This is a genomic window from Streptomyces sp. SCUT-3 (assembly GCF_014083985.1).
Classification (GTDB): domain Bacteria; phylum Actinomycetota; class Actinomycetes; order Streptomycetales; family Streptomycetaceae; genus Streptomyces_H; species Streptomyces_H thermolineatus.
Map to the genome: position 1 here is coordinate 5,827,844 of NZ_CP046907.1, position 16,498 is coordinate 5,844,341.

The 16,498-nt window shown below is 78.1% G+C and carries 14 protein-coding genes and 2 pseudogenes; 14 read left to right on the plus strand and 2 right to left on the minus strand.

What is annotated here, in order from left to right:
• The first annotated feature begins 165 nt into the window (after positions 1-165).
• From GQS52_RS25760 to GQS52_RS25800, 12 genes and pseudogenes are all read left to right on the plus strand, one after another.
• Positions 166-1,224, plus strand: coding sequence for an iron ABC transporter permease (locus GQS52_RS25760; protein ID WP_182315950.1), 1,059 nt, complete (start codon positions 166-168; stop codon positions 1,222-1,224).
• Between the two features lie 98 nt (positions 1,225-1,322).
• Positions 1,323-2,116: pseudogene (locus GQS52_RS25765) on the plus strand (ABC transporter ATP-binding protein).
• Between the two features lie 53 nt (positions 2,117-2,169).
• Positions 2,170-2,289, plus strand: a complete 120-nt coding sequence (amiA, locus tag GQS52_RS28090) for a streptamidine family RiPP (protein WP_259370983.1) — start codon at positions 2,170-2,172, stop codon at positions 2,287-2,289.
• Positions 2,290-3,258: 969 nt separating this feature from the next.
• A pseudogene (locus GQS52_RS25770) lies at positions 3,259-4,869 on the plus strand (CocE/NonD family hydrolase).
• Complete coding sequence (locus GQS52_RS25775; protein WP_182315951.1) at positions 4,866-6,245, plus strand: YcaO-like family protein; 1,380 nt, start codon at positions 4,866-4,868, stop codon at positions 6,243-6,245. Before GQS52_RS25770 ends, GQS52_RS25775 begins: the two are co-directional and overlap by 4 nt.
• A gap of 463 nt (positions 6,246-6,708) precedes the next feature.
• The gene (locus GQS52_RS28475; protein WP_182315952.1) at positions 6,709-8,043 is read left to right on the plus strand and encodes a hypothetical protein; all 1,335 of its coding nucleotides are present in this window, start codon (positions 6,709-6,711) and stop codon (positions 8,041-8,043) included.
• 1,077 nt (positions 8,044-9,120) lie between these two features.
• On the plus strand, positions 9,121-9,237 hold the full coding sequence (locus tag GQS52_RS28100; protein WP_259370984.1) for a hypothetical protein: 117 nt from the start codon (positions 9,121-9,123) through the stop codon (positions 9,235-9,237).
• A gap of 264 nt (positions 9,238-9,501) precedes the next feature.
• Positions 9,502-9,834 (plus strand): hypothetical protein, encoded by a 333-nt coding sequence (locus tag GQS52_RS28105; RefSeq protein ID WP_259370985.1) that lies wholly within the window; start codon positions 9,502-9,504, stop codon positions 9,832-9,834.
• Positions 9,831-10,034 (plus strand): hypothetical protein, encoded by a 204-nt coding sequence (locus GQS52_RS28480; protein ID WP_346268263.1) that lies wholly within the window; start codon positions 9,831-9,833, stop codon positions 10,032-10,034. Before GQS52_RS28105 ends, GQS52_RS28480 begins: the two co-directional genes overlap by 4 nt.
• Before the next feature lie 49 nt (positions 10,035-10,083).
• The gene (locus GQS52_RS25790; RefSeq protein WP_346268264.1) at positions 10,084-11,637 is read left to right on the plus strand and encodes an ABC transporter ATP-binding protein; all 1,554 of its coding nucleotides are present in this window, start codon (positions 10,084-10,086) and stop codon (positions 11,635-11,637) included.
• Positions 11,638-11,919: 282 nt separating this feature from the next.
• Positions 11,920-12,114 carry a DUF4236 domain-containing protein gene (locus tag GQS52_RS25795; RefSeq protein ID WP_182315953.1) on the plus strand — a complete coding sequence of 65 codons (195 nt, stop codon included), beginning with the start codon at positions 11,920-11,922 and terminating at the stop codon, positions 12,112-12,114.
• A 339-nt stretch (positions 12,115-12,453) separates the two neighbouring features.
• On the plus strand, positions 12,454-13,386 hold the full coding sequence (locus GQS52_RS25800) for an LLM class flavin-dependent oxidoreductase (RefSeq protein WP_182315954.1): 933 nt from the start codon (positions 12,454-12,456) through the stop codon (positions 13,384-13,386).
• Positions 13,387-13,545: 159 nt separating this feature from the next.
• On the opposite strand, the gene GQS52_RS25805 is transcribed toward GQS52_RS25800, so the two are convergent.
• A complete protein-coding gene (locus GQS52_RS25805; RefSeq protein ID WP_182315955.1) occupies positions 13,546-14,058 on the minus strand; it encodes a MarR family transcriptional regulator in 513 nt (170 codons plus the stop codon).
• 101 nt (positions 14,059-14,159) lie between these two features.
• Here GQS52_RS25805 and GQS52_RS25810 point away from each other — a divergent pair, with 101 nt between their 5' ends.
• The gene (locus GQS52_RS25810; protein ID WP_182315956.1) at positions 14,160-14,813 is read left to right on the plus strand and encodes a nitroreductase family protein; all 654 of its coding nucleotides are present in this window, start codon (positions 14,160-14,162) and stop codon (positions 14,811-14,813) included.
• Complete coding sequence (locus tag GQS52_RS25815) at positions 14,810-15,718, plus strand: EamA family transporter (RefSeq protein ID WP_182315957.1); 909 nt, start codon at positions 14,810-14,812, stop codon at positions 15,716-15,718. The genes GQS52_RS25810 and GQS52_RS25815 overlap by 4 nt, the downstream gene beginning before the upstream one ends.
• A gap of 25 nt (positions 15,719-15,743) precedes the next feature.
• On the opposite strand, the gene GQS52_RS25820 is transcribed toward GQS52_RS25815, so the two are convergent.
• Complete coding sequence (locus GQS52_RS25820; RefSeq protein WP_182315958.1) at positions 15,744-16,442, minus strand: acetoacetate decarboxylase family protein; 699 nt, start codon at positions 16,440-16,442, stop codon at positions 15,744-15,746.
• Positions 16,443-16,498 lie beyond the last annotated feature (56 nt).

A 16,498-nucleotide genomic window follows, 5' to 3' on the forward strand; every position in this document is an offset into this window, starting at 1 on the left:
CCGCCGCTGCCGGTACCGCCACCGCCGCCGCCGCGGATACCGGCCACGGCGGGGACCCGCCCCCGGAGGGGAGCGGGGCGGGGCCGCGCGGACCCGTCCGTCCGGGGGCCCCGCCCCCCGCGAGCAGCGGGAGTCCGCAGGCACGCAGCAGAAGGGCGGTTCCTCATGACCGCATCCGTGACGCGGGGGAGGGCCGCGGGCGCGCTCCGCGGCCGTGCCGTGCGGCTCGCCCCGTACCTGCTGCCGGTGGCGGTGCTCGCCGTCGCCGCGGGGGACCTGCTGGCAGGGCGTGCGCTGACCGCCGACCAGGTCTGGGCCGTGCTCGCCGGCGGGTCCGCGGACCCGCTCGCGGAGCACCTCCTGTGGCAGGTGCGCCTGCCGCGCACCCTCGTGGCGCTCGGTGCCGGCGCCTGCCTCGCGGTCGCCGGTCTCGTCCTGCAGGCCGCGCTGCGCAACCCCCTGGCCGGCCCCGAGGTCACCGGCGTCACCCCGGGGGCCGCGCTGGGTGCGGTGGCCGCCACCGGGGCGGGGCTGGCCGGCTGGGCCTCGCCCGCCGCGGTCGTCGTCGCGGCGGTCGTCGGCGGCTTCACCGGGGCCGGACTGCTGTGGCTGCTGGTGGGTCGCGAGCGGTCCGACCCGGCGTCCACGGCCGTGCACGGCGTGCTCGTCTCGGCCGTCCTGGGCGGCTCCACGTCCGTCGTCCTGCTGGTGGCGCCCGGCGAGATCGGCAGCGTCGTGCAGTGGATGATCGGCACGACCGAGGCCCGCACCTGGGCGCACTGGCACCTGCTGTGGCCGTGGGCCCTGTTCTGGGGAGCCGCCGCCTGGCTGTCGTCCGCGCCCCTGATGCTGCTGCGCTGCGGCGAGGGCGTCGCACAGGCGGCCGGTCTGGCGCCGGCCCGTGCCCGCGCGGGCGCCCTGCTGTGCGCGGTGGCGCTGACGGCGGGTGCGGTCGCGGCCGTGGGCGCCCTCGGCTTCGTCGGGCTGCTGGTGCCGCACGTGGCGCTCGCGCTGTTCGGCGCGGACCTGCGCACCACCCTGCCGGGCGCCGCGGCGCTGGGGGCGGTGACGGTCTGCGGGGCCGACGCCGTCGCACAGCTCGCCTCCCGCGCGGCCGGGGGCCTGGACGCCGACCGGCTGGTCGTCCCGGTCGGCGCGGTGACGGCCTTCGCCGGTGCCGCGGTCCTGCTGGCCGTCGCCCGCCGCCACACCACCGATCAGTGAAGGAGTCAGCCATGGCAGATCCCGTCCCCGCGGTGCCGGCGCCCGCCGGGGCCCCGGCCTCCCGTCCGTCCCCGCCCCGCTCCCCGTACGCGCTCGAGATGGACCGGGTCCGGTTCGCCCGCCCGGGCCGCCTCGTCCTCGACGAGGTGGTCCTGCGGATCGCCCCGGGGGAGCTGGTCGCCCTGGTGGGCCTGAACGGCTGCGGCAAGAGCACCCTGCTCCAACTCGCCTCGGGGGTGCTCGGGCCGCAGGCCGGGGCCGTCCGGGTCGGGGGGAAGACATCGCCCGGCTGTCCCGCAGGCAGGCGGCGCGGAAGGTGGCGCTGATGCACCAGTCGGCCCCCCTCGTGCCCGGACTGACGGTGCGGCAGCTCGTGCGCCAGGGCCGCTACGCGGCGCGCGGGCCGCTGGGGATGCTCCGCGACGGGGACGACGCCACCAGCCGCCGGGCCCTGCGCGACGTGGGCGTCGAGGAATGGGCCGACCGGCCGGTGGACGCACTCTCCGGCGGGGAGCGGCAGCGGGTCCGGCTGGCCCTGGCCCTGGCCCAGGAGACCCCGGTGCTGCTGCTCGACGAGCCCACGACCTACCTGGACCTGCGTCACCAGCTGGAGGTGCTGCAACTGGTGGCCCGGCTCCGCGCGGAGCGGGGGCTGACCGTGCTGATGGTGCTCCACGACCTGGGGCTGGCGGCACGGTTCGCCGAGCGGCTGGTGGCTCTGCGGGACGGCCGCGTAGCGGCGGACGGGCCGCCCGCCGAGGTCGTGACGCCAGCCCTGCTGCGCGGTGTCTTCGGTGTCGAGGGGCGGGTGGGCCGGGACGAGGAGGGCGGCTGGCCGGTCTGTCATCCCGACCACCCGATCCCCTTGCAAAACGATAATCATATTCATTAGAGTGATCGCAGACGCCCGAACGGGTGTCAGAAACAACCCACTTGGAGGCATTCATGGAGCAGGAGCAGCACTCGGTGTTCAGCCCGATCGTCGAGCCGGGCCAGCTGGCCCACGCCTCGGCCACCCACTCCAACGCCCTCGTCGAGAACCCCTTCGACGACGACCAGGAGTAATCCCCTGCGGGTGGGCCCGCACCCCCGGCCGGGGGTGCGGGCCCACCCGTCGCCCGGCACCCGACAGGAGACCGTTGCCCCCCTTGCCCCGCCCCCGGCTCGCCCCCGGCGTCGAGATCGTGACCGTCCCCGGACATCCCGCGGCGGTCCGCACCCAGGACGGCGACTTCCTGCGCATCAACGCCGACCAGGAGGCGGTCGCCCGCCTGGCCGGCCTGCTGGACGGCAGCCCGGACGAAGCACCGGCCGGCGGCCCGGCGGCCCCGGCCGCGGTGCCCGTTCCGGCGGACCCGGAGACCGAGCGGCTGCTCGCCGGCTTCGGGGCGGCCGGCCACCTCGGCGACCCCGACGTGTGGCCCGGCGACCGGCGCACCGTGCTCGTCCTCGGCGACGAGGAACTCACCGGCCCCCTCGCCGATTTCCTCCGCGCGGCCGGGGCGCGCCCCCGGAACGCGGAACCGCGCGAGGTCGCCGGGCTCGCGGACCCGCGGACGCGGCCGGACGCGTCCGCCGTCGTGTGGTGCCTGGACCGGCCCGTGCCCCCGGGGCTGTGGGACGACGCCGACCGCCTCCCCGCACGCGGCATCGCCTGGATCCGCTGCCACCGCGAAGGACGGCAGGCGTGGATCGAGCCCACGGCGGCCGCCCCCGGGGACGTCCTCGCGGCGCACGTGAGGGCCCGCCGCCTGGCGGCCACCCCCGCGCACCGCGAACTCGCCGCCCACTGGGCCGCCCGGCCCGCCTCCGCAAAGCCACCGACGGGCGGCACCGCCGCCGGCGCGTCGTTCGTCGCGGCGCTGGTCGCGTACCAGGTGCACGCCTGGGCCACCGGCCGCGACACCTCCGCGGCCCGGCCGGCGCCCTGCCGGCCGGACGCCGCCTGCGCCGCGTCGACCTGCGAGACCTGGAAGTCTCCGAGCACCCCGTCCTCCCCGTCCCGGCCGTCGCGCCCCTGCCCGCCCCGCCCGCATGAGCCCCGTCAGCACCACGGCACTGGCCGTCCGGGGAGCCGTCCTCGCCACGGACCTCTGCCTGCCCGACGGGCCCGGGCCGCACCCGGCCGTGCTCGTCCGCACCCCCTACGACCGGCGGGCCCACCACGCCGAGCTGCGCTCCTGGGCCCGGCACGGCTTCGCCGCCGTCGCCCAGGACGTGCGCGGACGCCACGGCTCGACGGGGGAGTGGCACCCCTACCGGCACGAGGCGCAGGACGGGGCCGCCACCCTGCGATGGTTGCGCGGCCGTCCCTGGAGCGACGGCCGGGTCGTCGCCTGCGGGGCCTCCTACGCGGCCCACTGCGCCCTCGCACCCGCCCTCGGCCCCCGGAGTGCCCACGGCTCCCGGACCGTCCACGGGCCGGGAGCCGCCGGACCCGCGCCGGCCGGCGCGGCCGGGCCCGCCCGGGGCCCCGACGCTGTCATCGCCGCCGTCCCCGCCCTCGGCCCGGCCGAGACCGCCCGCGAACCCTGCGGCGCGGAACGGCTGCACGCGCGGGCCGGCTGGTGGGCCGCCCACGGCGACCGCCCCGACAGCGACCCCGGCGCCCTCAACAGGATCCTCGCCGCCGACCCGCACGCCCTCGAGCACCTGCCGGTCGCCGACCTGCCCGGCAGGCTCCGGCTCGCCCTGCCGTCCTGGCCGCTGCTGTGGGCGGCCGGCAGGACCGGCGGCGAGGAGTACGCCGACGCCGCGGTGCCGCTGCTGGCCGTCGGCGGCACCCACGACCCCTTCGCGGCCGAGACCGTGGAACTCTGGCGGCGCTGGGCACGCGCACCGGCGCACCCGCCCGGCTGCTCCTGGGCCCCTGGGGCACGCGCTGACCGCGCAGCCGGGACCGGACGCGGGCGGGGGACACCGCATCGACCTGGGGCGGGCCTACGCGGAGTTCGCCCGGGCCACCCTCGCCGGCGCCCGCCCCGACGGTCCGGCCCTCCGGGGCGGGGCGTTCGCCCTCGGCGGCACCCCCGGGCACTGGCTCGACGCACGGCACTGGGACCCGGCGCCCGCCGAGGTGCCGCTCCTCGGCGGCCCCCTGCGGATGCGCGTGCTGCGCGGGGAGCGCTTCACCGCCGACCCGGCCGACCCCGTGCGCTCCGACCGCCTGGCCGTGCCCGCCTCGGGCACGGCCGACCGCTGCCTTGCCGTCTCCGCCCCGCTCGACGCGCCCCTGCACCTCGCCGGACCGGTCGCGGCAAGGCTGCACGGCACCGCGGACACCCCGCCGCCGACTGGATCGTCCGCCTGGTGGCACTCGGCCCGGGCGGCCGGGCCGCCCACCTCGCCACCGGCGTCGCCCGCACCACCGCCCCGCCCGGCACCGGGCGGGACGTCACCGTCCGGCTGGGGCCCGTCGCCCGGCGGCTGCCCGCCGGCGCCCGGCTGCGCGTCGAGATCGCCGGACACCACTTCCCCGCCCACGCCCGCAACCCGCACACCGGCGAGGACCCCGTGCACGCGAAGGTCCTGCACCCCTCGCGGCGGACCGTCCTGCCCGCGCGCAGCAGCCTGAACCTGCCCGTGCTCGACCCGGACACCGCCGCCCGGACCACCGCCCGACCAGCCCAGGAGGCATCCAGGTGACCCCGCCGCTCCCGCTCGACGCACTCGTCGACCCGGTGTGCGGACCGATCAGGTCCGTCGCCCCGGTCGAGCACCCCGACGGCACCCCCGCCCGCTACACCGCCATGACCGCCGACGTCTCCGACGCCCGGCGGCTCGGCGCCTGGCCCGCGGACCGGGTCTCCCTCGGCACCACCTTCGGCGACCCGCAGGGCGCACGGACCGCCGCGATCGCCGAGGCCGTGGAACGCTACTGCGGCAACCGCGTCCCGCCGCCCGGCGACCCCTGCGCCCCCGTCCGCACGGACGCCGACGGCCTCGCGGCCCGCGGCGCCACGCTCCTGACCCCGGCCGAACTCCCCTCCTGCGCCGACTGGCAGTACGACCGCCCCCGCTTCCCGTACCGGCGGTTCACCGGCTCCACCGAGGCCCTGTGGACCCCGGGCCGCGAACTCCTCCCCGACGGCGGGACCCGGGAGTGCTGGGCCCCGGTCTCCCTCACCCACCTCAACTGGCGGCAGGGCGGGCTGAAGTCCCTGCCCCGGACCCACCACCTGAACTACGCGGGGATCGCCACGGGCCAGGGCACGGACGACGCCGTCGACCGGGCCCTGCTGGAGATCGTCGAGCGCGACGCCCTCGAACTGTGGTGGCACCTGGACGGGCCGGCCCGCGGGATCGACCTCGGCAGCGTGCCGGGGCTCGCCGCGGACCTGGCCGGGTCGCCGCTGAAGGTGTGGGCCGTGCAGATGCCGTCGGAGTTCGCCCCCACGGCGGCGGCCCTGGTGCACGACGAGGAACGGGGCCTGTACGCGGCGGGCTTCGCCTGCCGGTACGACCCGGCGGAGGCGGTGCGCAAGGCCGTCCTCGAGGCGGTGCACACCTGGGTCTTCACCCAGGGCCTGACCGACGCCGACGGCTGGGTCTTCCGGGCGGTCGAGAGCGGACTGCTCGCCCGCGGCCTCTACCTCGACCACCGCGCCGACCGGCGCTACCTCGACGACGCGGGGGAGGACTTCGCCCGGGTGCGGGACCTCGGGGCGCACGTGCAGGTGTGGCTCGACGACCGCCTCGCCCCGCTCGCCCGCCGCTTCACCGAACCCGGCACCACGGTCCCGGTCGACGCGATCCCGCACGGCTCGCCGGAGCAGCTGCGCGCACGGCTCGCCGAGGGCGGCCACCGCGTCGTCACCTTCGACCTGACCACGCCCGACATCGCGGAGACGGCACTGCGCGTGGCCCGCGTCCTGGTCACCGGCCTGGTCCCCAACGCGCCCGCGGCCTTCGCCTACCTGGGCTGCCCGCGCTTCGCCGACGCGGCCGCGGCCCGCGGCTGGCGCACCACCGCACCCACCGGCCCGGGCGACTTCACCCTCGCACCGCCCCCGCACATGTGAGGCCGCCCATGACACCCTCCACGCCTCGGCCGGGCACGCCTCCCGGCCCGCACCGCCCCCCGCGCCGGCTTCCGAGGTCCCCGGGCCCGAGGTCCCCGGGCCCGGGACTCCCGGCCCGAGGGTCGGGAGGCACGGTCCCGGGGCCCGTGTCTCCCGGGAGCCTCGTCGCGCAGGCGCTCGCCGAGGTGCGCTCCGACCGGCCCGTGGGGCCCGACACCCCCGCCGGGCCGGCCCGCACGCGCTGGCCCGCACACCGCACCGGCGGCTGCGGCCGCCGCTCGGCGCGCCGGCCGCCCACAGCGGACAGGCGGCCCTGGAGGAGGTCCTGGCACTCGGCCTGGCCGCGCAGCCGCACGGCGACACGGCCGGGACCGGCAGCGCCCCCGCGCGGCTGCGTCCCGCCGCCTCCGCGGGCGGCCGACACCCCGTCAACGCACACCTGCTCGTCGGCCCCGGCTGCTCGGTGCCGCCCGGCCTCTACGCCTACGACCCGCTCGGCCACCGGCTGGCCCCGCGCGGTCCCGCGCCCGGGGACGCGGCACCCGGCGCGGTGGCCGTCCTGACCCTGAGCCCCGGGCGCACCGCCTCCCACTACGGCCACCGCTCCTGGCCGCTGCTCCTCCTCGACGCCGGCCACACGGTCGCGGCCCTCGTGCTCGCGGCCCTCGCACTCGACCTGCACGCCCCGGTCTGCCTCGACGCCGACGCGGCGCTCCTCGCCGCGGCCGCGGGACTGCCGCGTTCCGGCCGGTGGGACCGCACGTGGCCGGGCACCGCGCCCGAGTACCCGGTGGCCGCGGTCCACCTGGTGCCCCCGGGCGCCGGGCCCCTGCCCGGAGGCCCGCTCGCGTCATGGGCGGCCCTGCCCCTCGGAACGGCGCCGCGTCCCGGCCCGGCACCGCACGAGGAGGGCCGCCGGGCGGGGTTGGTGCTCGAAGCACTCACGACGGACGGGCCCCCCGGCACGTGGTGGCCGGCGCGCCCCCCGCGCGCCCTGTCCTCGGCCGGAGCGCTCCGCGCCGCGCTGCGCGTCCGCCGCAGCGCCCCGCCGCCCCTGGAGGGAGTGCCCGGGGACGAGGAGTTGGCAGCGGTGCTGGAAGCGGCGGTCACGGCCGCCCCGCAGTCGACCGCATGGTGCGCCGCGGTCGGCGGCGAGCGCCCGGGCCTGCTGGAACAGCGGCCGGAGGCCTCCCGTCCCGCGGCCACCGCGGCCACCGCGGCCACGGGCGCGCCCGACAGCCCGGACCCCGGCGGCGCGGCGGCGTCACCCGACTTCCGGCACCCCGACTTCCGGCACCCCGACTTCCGGCACCCCGACTTCCGGCAGCCCGGCTCCGGCAGCCCGGCTCCCGACGGCCCGCCCGCCCGCGGCGTGCCGGGCCCGGAGGCCGCCCTGCCGCCGGGGGCTGCGCCTGCTCGCGGAGGGCGAGGCCCGCCCCACCCTCGCCGTGTGGGCGGCGGGCCAGAGCTGGCTGGCCGACTGCGGCGCCGTGCTGCTCGCGCACGGCGTCCCCGACGACGCCCCGCCCCCACGTCCGCACCGCGCACCTCGCCGCCGGCTGTGCCGCGGGCTTCGCGCAGACCGTCGCGGGCGCGCTGGGCCTGCGCAGCCGGCCCGTCGGGTCGTGGCAGCGGGCCGACCTGGGGCGCGGCCCTGGGGCGCGAGCCCGCCGGGACGGGTCGTGCACGGCCTCGCATCGGCACGGGCCGCACGGGCCGCACGAACCGCACGGGCCGCCCGGGCCGGCGGCCCGGCGGCGAGGACCACGACCGCCGCCCGGGAGGCGAAACCCGATGATGCTCCACCCCGAATGCTGCGAGCGGCCCGTGCCGCGCCCGGCCCCCTGGCCGGGCCACCGGCCTGCTCCGCGCCTCACCGCGGGCCACGCGGCCCAGGCCGCGCTGCTCGCCACCGCGCTCGCCGACCTCGCCGCCGACCGGACCGACCGCCTGCCGTCCCTGCTCGCCGCGGTCCTGGCCGTGCTGGCGCTCAGGGCCGTGCTCACCGTCCGGCAGAAGGCCGCCGCGGCCGACGCCGGTGCGCACATCCGCATCCGGTTGCGGGACGAACTCCTCGCCCGGCTCGGCCGCCTCGGCGCTTCCACCGGGCCGGTGCCCGCGTCGGCGCGGTCCGCGCCACCGTCGTCGACGGCGTCGAGGGCGCCAACACCTACCTGTCCGCTACCTGCCCCAGTTCGCGGTGCTCTGCCTCGCCACCCCCGTCTGCTCGTGTGGATCGCGGTCCTGCAACCGGCCGCCGCCGCCGTACTGGCCCTGGCGGTCTGCCTCGCGCTGCTGGCCCCCGGCTGTGGGACCGGGCCCTGGCGGGCCGCAGGAGAGAGCACTGGGACACTACGAGCACCTGGCCGCCGACTACCTCGAAGCGCTCCCAGCATGCCCGCGCTGCGCGCCGCCGGTGCCGCGGGCCGCCGCCGCGCCCTCCTCGAACGCCGCTCGGCCGCGCTGCACAGGGCCACCGTCGCCGAACTGCGGGTCTCGCTCGTGGACACCGCGCTCACCGACCTGGCCGTCCAGGCCGGAACGGCGCGGCGGTCCTGCTGGCCTGCTGGTCGTCCGTCACCGGCAGGACGACGGGGACGGAGACGTACCTGCTGGTGCTGGCGTCCGAGTGCTTCCGGCCGCTGCGGGACCTCTCCCGCGAGTGGCACGCGGGCCACCTGGGCGTCTCCGCCGCCGACGGCATCGCCGCGCTGCGCACCGCCGAGCCGTCCGTGGCCGACACCGGCGTCCGGCACCCGGACCGCACGGCCGCTCCCGGGCTGGTCTTCGACGACGTGTCCTTCACCTATCCGGGAACGACAGCCCGGCCCTGGAGCACGTCTCCTTCACCTGCGAGGCGGGGCGGACCACGGCGGTGGTCGGCCCCTCGGGAGCGGGGAAGTCCACCCTGCTCGCCCTCCTGCAGCGCCACTACGACCGCAGGGCGGCGCCGTCCTCCTGGGCGGCACGGACCTGCGCGACCTGGCCCTGAGGGGCTGCGGTCGGCGGTCGCCGTCGTCTCCCAGGACACCTACCTCTTCCACGCGACGATCGCCGAGAACCTGCGCCTGGCCCGTCCCGGCGCGACGGACGAGCAGTTGCGCGCCGCCTGCCGGGACGCCGGGGTGCACCACGAGATCGCGGCCCTGCCGGACGCCTACGACACCGTGCTCGGGAGCGCGGGGCCACGCTCTCCGGCGGCCAGCGGCAGCGCCTGTCCCTGGCCAGGGCGCTGCTGTCCGACGCTCCGGTCCTCGTGCTGGACGAGGCGACGAGCTCGGTCGACGAGCACCGGGAGGCGCAGATCACCCGGGCGCTGCGCCGGGCGGCCCGCGGCCGGACCTGCGTGGTGGTCGCCCACCGGCTGGCCGCGGTCCGGCACGCGGACCGCATCGTCGTCCTGGACCGCGGCCGGGTGGAGGCGGTCGGCGGCCACCGGGCCCTCGCGGAGTCGGGCGGCACCTACGGGGCACTGGCCGGTGCGGACCTGGCGCCGTGGCGGGCCGCGTCCGGCGCTCCGCAGGGAGAGACCCCGGAGAAGGCCGTGGAAGAGACCGGACCACCTCCGACACCCCAGGGAGCACCATGACCGCCGAGCCCCGCGCCGCCGCCCCGCACGCCGCCGAGCCGCCTGCCGCCGGCCGAGGACGCGGCACGCTGCGGCGCCTGCTGCCCGCCGTGCTGCCGCACCGCAGGACCGCCGCGCACACCGCCGCCGCGTGCCTGGTCGACCAGGCGGCCTCGTGCTCCTCGTCACCTGGCTCGCCCACACCGTCGGCCGGGCGGTGACCGAGCGCACGGCCCCGGGGCGGGCACGCTCGCCTGCCTCGCCGGGCTCGTGCTGCTGCGCTCCGCCGCCACCTGGCGGCAGATGGACCTCTCCCACGACCTGGCCTACCGCATCCTCGCCGAGCTCCGGGTCCGCGTCTACGACGGGACGGCGCGCAGCGCACCCGCCCGCATCGCTGGTCGGCGCAGCGGCGACCTGGCCGCGACCGCGATGAGCGACATCGAGGCGCTGGAGTTCTTCTACGCCCACGCGGTCGCCCAGCTCCTGGCCTCCGCGGCCGTCTTCGCCGCCGGATCGGCCGTGCTCGCACGGCTGGAGCCGTGGCTGCTCGCCGCCGTCCTGCCCGCGGCGGGGGCGCTCGTGCTGCACACCCTCCTCGGCACCCGGGCCCGCACGGCCCGCGGCGACCGCACCCGGGCCGCCGCGGCCGCGCTGTCCGCGGATTCCGTCGACACCGTCGACGGAATCCGCGAACTGCTGGCGTACGGGGCGCTGCCCGGGCGCCGCGCCCGGCTCGCGGACCGGGGCGCCGCGCTGGCCGCCGCGCAGCGGGACGAGGCCCGGCACGACGGGGTGTTCGCCGCGGTCCAGGACGTCCTGGTCGCACTCGCGCTCGTCGGCGTGGTCGGCTGCGCCGCGCACCTGGGCGACGGCAGCCTGGGCGGGGCGTGGACCCCGGCCGTGCCGGCCCTCGCCCTCGCCGTCCTCGCACCGGTCGCCTCCTGCGCGGACGCCCTGCGGCAGGCGGGCACCCTGCGCGCCTCGGCGGCCCGGGTCCTCGCCGCAGCCGGGGCCCCCTGCAGCGCGCCGCCCGCCGTCGACCCCGTCCCCCTCCCCGCCGGACCGCTGGGTCTGCGCCTGCGGGACGTGCACTTCGACTACGGGGGGCGGCCCGTCCTGCGGGGGGTGGACCTCACCGTCCCGCCCGGCCGCACGCTCGCCCTCGTCGGCGCGTCGGGTGCGGGCAAGACCAGCCTCGCCCACCTCGTGGCCCGCTTCTGGGACCCCTCCCGCGGAACCGTCGAACTGCTGCCCGCCGACGGCGGCGACGCGGTGGACGTCCGGCGGGTCGCCGACGGCGAACTGCGCCGGGCCGTCGCCCTGGTCGGCCAGGACAACGCGCTCCTGCACGGCACGCTCCGCGACAACCTGCTGCTGGCCGCGCCCGAAGCCGACGAGGCGCTCCTCGACCGGGTGGTCCGCCGGTGCGGCGTCGACCGGACGGCGGCGGCCCTGCCGGAGGGCCTGGACAGCCCGGTCGGCGAGCGCGGCGCCACGCTTTCGGGCGGCCAGCGGGCCCGGATCGCCCTGGCCCGCGCCCTCCTGACCGGCCCCAGGGTCCTGGTGCTGGACGAGGCCACCGCGCACGTCGACGCCGCCGGCGACGCCGAACTGGCCGAGGCGCTCGCGGGGACCGACGAGGGCCGCACCACGGTGGTCGTCGCCCACCGGCCGGCGACGATCCGGCGCGCCGGGCACATCGCCGTGCTGGAGGGCGGGCGCGTCGTGGAGCAGGGGACCTGGGACGAACTGCGGGGGAGCGGAGGGGCGTTGGACCGGGTCCTCGGCGCCGTGGTCCCCGGCGCCCGCACCGGCGGATGAACGCGCCCGCCCGGGGCGCGCGCCCGGGCGGGCGCACCCTGCGGCCGGTCAGCACCCTGCGGCCGGTCCGGCCCGCCCGCGTCCGGCTTCTTCGCCGGGCGCCCGTCCGCCGGGGCGCCCGTCCGCCGGACGCCCCGGCATCGTGCGGCGGCGTGCCGGGCAGGAGATGCTGATCCGGGCCGCCCGCGGGCGGCTGCCGAACCGGCCGGGCACGGGGAGGGCGCGCGGGCCTGCTCCGCGTCTCCGTGCCGTTCCCGTGCCGCCACCGTGAAAGGAACCAGCGTGTCGTTGACCTTCCGCAAGAGCATCCGGATCCTCCCCGGCGTCCGCCTGAACCTGAACCGCAGGTCCTGGTCGGTCACCCTCGGCGGCCGGAGGGGGCCGCGCCGCACGATCAGCTCCACCGGGCACCGCACCACCTCCGTGGACCTGCCGGGGCCGTTCGGGTTCCGCCGCACCACCACCCGCCGCCGCTGACGCCCCTCACCGCCCTTCCCCGCCCGGTGAGGGACACCGCGCAGAGGCCCTCCGAACTGCCCGGTCCCGGATCCGGATCCGGGACCGGGACCGGACCCGGTCCTGCGCGGGCCGGACCCGGCCCGTCCTCCTCGGCGACGGCCGGGTCCGCGGCCGTCCGCCCGGTCCCGGGAGGAACCCCGCGCACCCCGACGCCGGGGCGGAAGCCGCTGCCGGACTCCGTCCACGGCCGATGTGAACCGGTCGCCGGTGCGCCGACGTGCGGCAGCGGCGGCACGGGCGGTTTCGCCGTGCGCGCAAAGCGCTTGCGGGGCCGGCCGGCCTCCGTACCCTCCCGGCATGAAACCACCTGCCTTCTCCGTCCAGGCCCAGCCCCGGGACGCCGCTTCCTGGACCGCTCTGGCCCGGCGCCTGGAAGCCGGCGGATACGATGCGCTGCTGACGGCCGATCACCCGGGCGCCACGGCCTCCCCCTTCGTCGCGCTGGCGGCCGCGGCGGCGGTCACCGAGCGCATCGGCCTCGGCTCCTACGTCTCCCAGGCGGGCGTCCGCGAGCCGCTGCTGCTCGCGTCGGACGTCGCCACCCTCGACCTGGTGTCCGACGGGCGTGCGCGTTTGGCACTGGGCGCCGGCCACACCCCGGCCGAATGGGACATGGTGGGGGAGGAACGCCCCGACGTCGCGGGGCGCGTCCGCCGCTTCCGGGCCGTGGCCGAGGCCTGCCGCGCGCTCCTCGCGGGCGAGACGGTCACCCTCGACGGCCCCGAGGTACGGGCCTCCCGGGCGCGGCTCACCGCCCCCCGCCCGGTCCAGCACCGGGTGCCCTTCACCTTCGGGGGCGGCAACACGGCGCTGCTGCGCTGGGCCGGGGCCCATGCTGACGTCGTGGGGCTGAGCGGGCTGGGACGCACCCTGCCGGACGGCTACATGCACGAGGTGCGCTGGAACGGCGCGGACATCGACCGCCAGGTCGATCTCGTCGAGCAGGGAGCCGCGGGCCGGGCCGACGCACCGGCCCGCGAAGCGCTCGTCCAAATGGTGGAGGTCACCGACGACGCCGAGGGCGCGGCACACGAGATCGCCCGGCGGCTCGACTGCGACGCGGCCGAGGTGCTCGCCTCTCCCTACGCGTGGGTCGGCACGGTGGAGGAGATCGCGGCCGCGACGGCCGAACACGAGCGCCGCTGGGGCATTACCCGCTACGTCGTCCGCGAGGCGCACCTGGACATGGTCGACCAAGTGCGCGCGCACTTGTCGGAGGCCGGTTCGTGAGCTGACGCCCTTCCCGGGCGGGGCGGGGCAGGGTGGGGCGGGGCCGGGGAAGAGGCTGCCTGCCGGTGCGTGTCCCGGCTGCTGCTTCTTCGCGGTCCCGCCGGTCCCGCCCTGCCCCGCCGGTCCCTCCAGGCCCGCCGGCCGTGTCGCCGGGGTCGGCTACGGCCGAGTGGGCGGCAGGGTGTCGCCGAGGGACAGCAGAAGCTTGCGGAGCAGTCTTTCCATCTCCTCGCGCTCCGAGGGGTCCAGGCCCTCGAGGAGGCGCCGTTCGTTGGCCACGTGCCCCTCGACCACGTGGTTGACGAGGGCGAGGCCCTCCGGGGTGAGCGAGACGAGGAGTCTGCGGCGGTTGCCCGGGTCGACCTCGCGGGTGACCAGGTTCCGGGCCACGAGCCGGTCGACGCGGTTGGTCATCGCGGCCGACCCGGCCATGGTGGCGGCCACCAGGTCCTTGGGGGACAGGGTGTGGGGCGGGCCGGAGCGGAGCAGCGTGGCGAGGACGTCGAACTCCCACGACTCCAGGCCCTCCGCGGCGAAGTGGTCCTTCAGGCCGCGTCCCAGGAGCCGGGAGGCCCTGGAGAGCCGTCCGATCACTCCCATGGGGGAGACGTCCAGGTCGGGGCGCTGCTTCGCCCACTGGGCCAGGAACCCGTCGACCGCGTCAGCCGTCATGCTCCCCAACCTTTCGACATCGAACTGTTTGACAGACCCTAGCATCCTGCCTAATGTCTCGATGTCTGAAAGTTCGTTGTCGAAATGTTTGGGGGCGAGCAATGAACCACCCGGTCCGTGTCTCGGTGGCGGAGGCCATCCGGTCCCGCCGCAGCATCCGCCACTACCGGCCCGATCCCGTCCCGCCGGAGCAGTTGCGCGAACTGCTCGATCTCGCGCTGGAGGCTCCCTCCAGCTGGAATTTCCAGGCCCGGTCGATCGTCGTGGTATCCGACGACGAGGGTCGCGAGGGCCTCACCAGGGCCACCGGCGGCCAGCCGCAGCCGCGCGAGGCGCCGGTGACGCTGGTGTTCGTCGCCGAGAGCGAGGCCTGGCGGCAGGACCGGTCCGACATCTTCGACCGGGCCCGCAGGAACGGGGCGTGGAGCGAGGAGTTCATCGCCGTGTCGGAGCAGGGGGCCCAGGAGTTCCAGCGCGGCCTGGCCGCCCGCGGCCTGCTGCGCGAGTACGCGGTGAAGGACGCCGTGATCGCCGCGTCCTTCTTCATGCTCGCGGCGGCCGGGGCCGGCCTGGCCACGTCCCCGATGAACGGGTGGGACGAGGACGAGGTCAAGAAGGTCATCGGGATCGACGGCCGCGACGACCTCGCCGTCGCACTGCTGGTCTCCGTGGGCACTCCCGCCGAGCGGCGCAGGCACCCCGGCCGCAGGCCCCGCGGGCGCAACGTCTTCCACCGACGCCACGGAGCCCGGTGAAGAGGCGCGGGGCCGTGCTCGACCCGGTCCTGACCTCCGTGGCCCCGGCGGTCTGGGGCAGCACCTACCTGGTGACGACGGAACTGCTGCCGCCCGGCCGGCCGCTCCTGGCCTCCGCCGCACGGGCCCTGCCCGCGGGGCTGGTGCTGCTCGCGGCGGGCCGCGTGCTGCCGCGCGGAGTGTGGTGGTGGCGCGTCCTGGCCCTGGGGGTGCTGAACATGGGCGCCTTCTTCTACCTGCTGTTCGTCGCCGCCTACCGCCTGCCCGGCGGCGTGGCGGCCCTGGTGATGTCGGTCCAGCCGATGCTGGTGCTGCTGCTGGGGGCCGTGCTGCTGAAGGAGAGGGTCCGGGCGGTCCAGGTGGCCGCGTGCCTGCTCGGCGCTCTGGGAGTGGCGCTGCTGGTCCTGCGGCCGCAGGCGGCCCTGGACACCGTCGGCGTCCTGGCCGGACTGGCGGCGGCGGCCTGCATGGCCTCCGGCATCGTGCTCACCAAGCGCTGGGGCCGCCCGGAGGGCGTGGGCGTCCTGACGTTCACCGGCTGGCAGCTGACCGCCGCGGGCCTCCTCCTGGCTCCGGCGACGCTGCTCGCCGAGGGACTTCCCGGACGGATCACCGCCGCGAACGTCGCCGGGTTCGGGTACCTGGGGATGGTCGGCGCCCTGCTCGCCTACGCGATCTGGTTCCGGGGCATCGAGCGCCTGCCCGCGTCGGCCGTGTCGTTCCTGGCCTTCGCCAGCCCCCTGGCCGCGACGGTCCTCGGGTACGTCTTCCTCGGCCAGGGACTGTCGCTGCTCCAGGCGGCCGGCGCCCTGGCGGTCGTCGCCGCCGCCTGCCTGGCCCAGACCGGACCGCGGCGGCGGACGGCCCAGGAACCGGCGGAGAGACGGACGGCCGGCCTCCCGTGACCGCGCGGCGCGCCAGGGCCCGGGGTCAGGGCACGGCGCGCCGGGTGCGTTCCGTCCCGAAGACGACGGACGCGTCCTCCAGCGCCAGGCTCAGCCAGGGCCTGCGGCCGGCGAGGTGCCCCAGCGGCCCGGACGGGGCGAAGGACCACGAGACGCGGGCCGCGTGCGGCCGGAAGGCCGCCCGGCTGCGGGCGCGGACCTCCTGCCCGCCGAGGCGCTGCAGCGTCGTGAGCGCCGCCCCCCACCTGCCGGGCGGCAGGCGGGCGCCGACCTCGGCGCGCAGCGAGGCGATCGGCGCGCCGTCCGCGTACGCCGCGGCACGCACCGCCGCACCCCGCCCGGAGCGGGTGAGGACGGCGAGGTCCTTGGGGATCGCCCACAGCTCCCTCCCTCCCGCGCGGGACTGCGGGCTGTCGACCCAGATGTGCGGCACGGTCACGGCGAGCCGACGGCCGTACCGGACCGGCACCGCGGTCAGCAGCTCGTCGTACTGCAGGACGCCGCCCGGTGCGTAGTGCGCGAAGGCCGCGGCCACCAGGGTGCTGCCGGCCACCGTCACCGGGCGGGCCCCGGCCGGGATCCTCGCGCCCACCGCGTCCGGCAGCGCGCCGGCCGGCACGCGGAAGAACGAGACGACCAGCGAACCGACCAGCCGCCACGGCTCCGCGGGGCAGAGGACGCCCGACGGGCCGGCGGCCCGGTCGTCGCGGGGTGCTGCGGACATCGGCGGCTGTTCCCTCCGGTCGTGGCCGTGCGGCGCCGGTCGTGGCCGTGCGGCGC

Excerpts from the sequence above, each read along its gene's own strand:
- GQS52_RS25760 (WP_182315950.1), top strand. The coding sequence starts at position 166 with ATGACCGCATCCGTGACGCGGGGGAGGGCCGCGGGCGCGCTCCGCGGC.
- amiA (WP_259370983.1), top strand. The coding sequence starts at position 2,170 with ATGGAGCAGGAGCAGCACTCGGTGTTCAGCCCGATCGTCGAGCCGGGC.
- GQS52_RS28480 (WP_346268263.1), top strand. The coding sequence starts at position 9,831 with ATGACCGCCGAGCCCCGCGCCGCCGCCCCGCACGCCGCCGAGCCGCCT.
- GQS52_RS25800 (WP_182315954.1), top strand. The coding sequence starts at position 12,454 with ATGAAACCACCTGCCTTCTCCGTCCAGGCCCAGCCCCGGGACGCCGCT.
- GQS52_RS25805 (WP_182315955.1), bottom strand. The coding sequence starts at position 14,058 with ATGACGGCTGACGCGGTCGACGGGTTCCTGGCCCAGTGGGCGAAGCAG.
- GQS52_RS25810 (WP_182315956.1), top strand. The coding sequence starts at position 14,160 with ATGAACCACCCGGTCCGTGTCTCGGTGGCGGAGGCCATCCGGTCCCGC.
- GQS52_RS25820 (WP_182315958.1), bottom strand. The coding sequence starts at position 16,442 with ATGTCCGCAGCACCCCGCGACGACCGGGCCGCCGGCCCGTCGGGCGTC.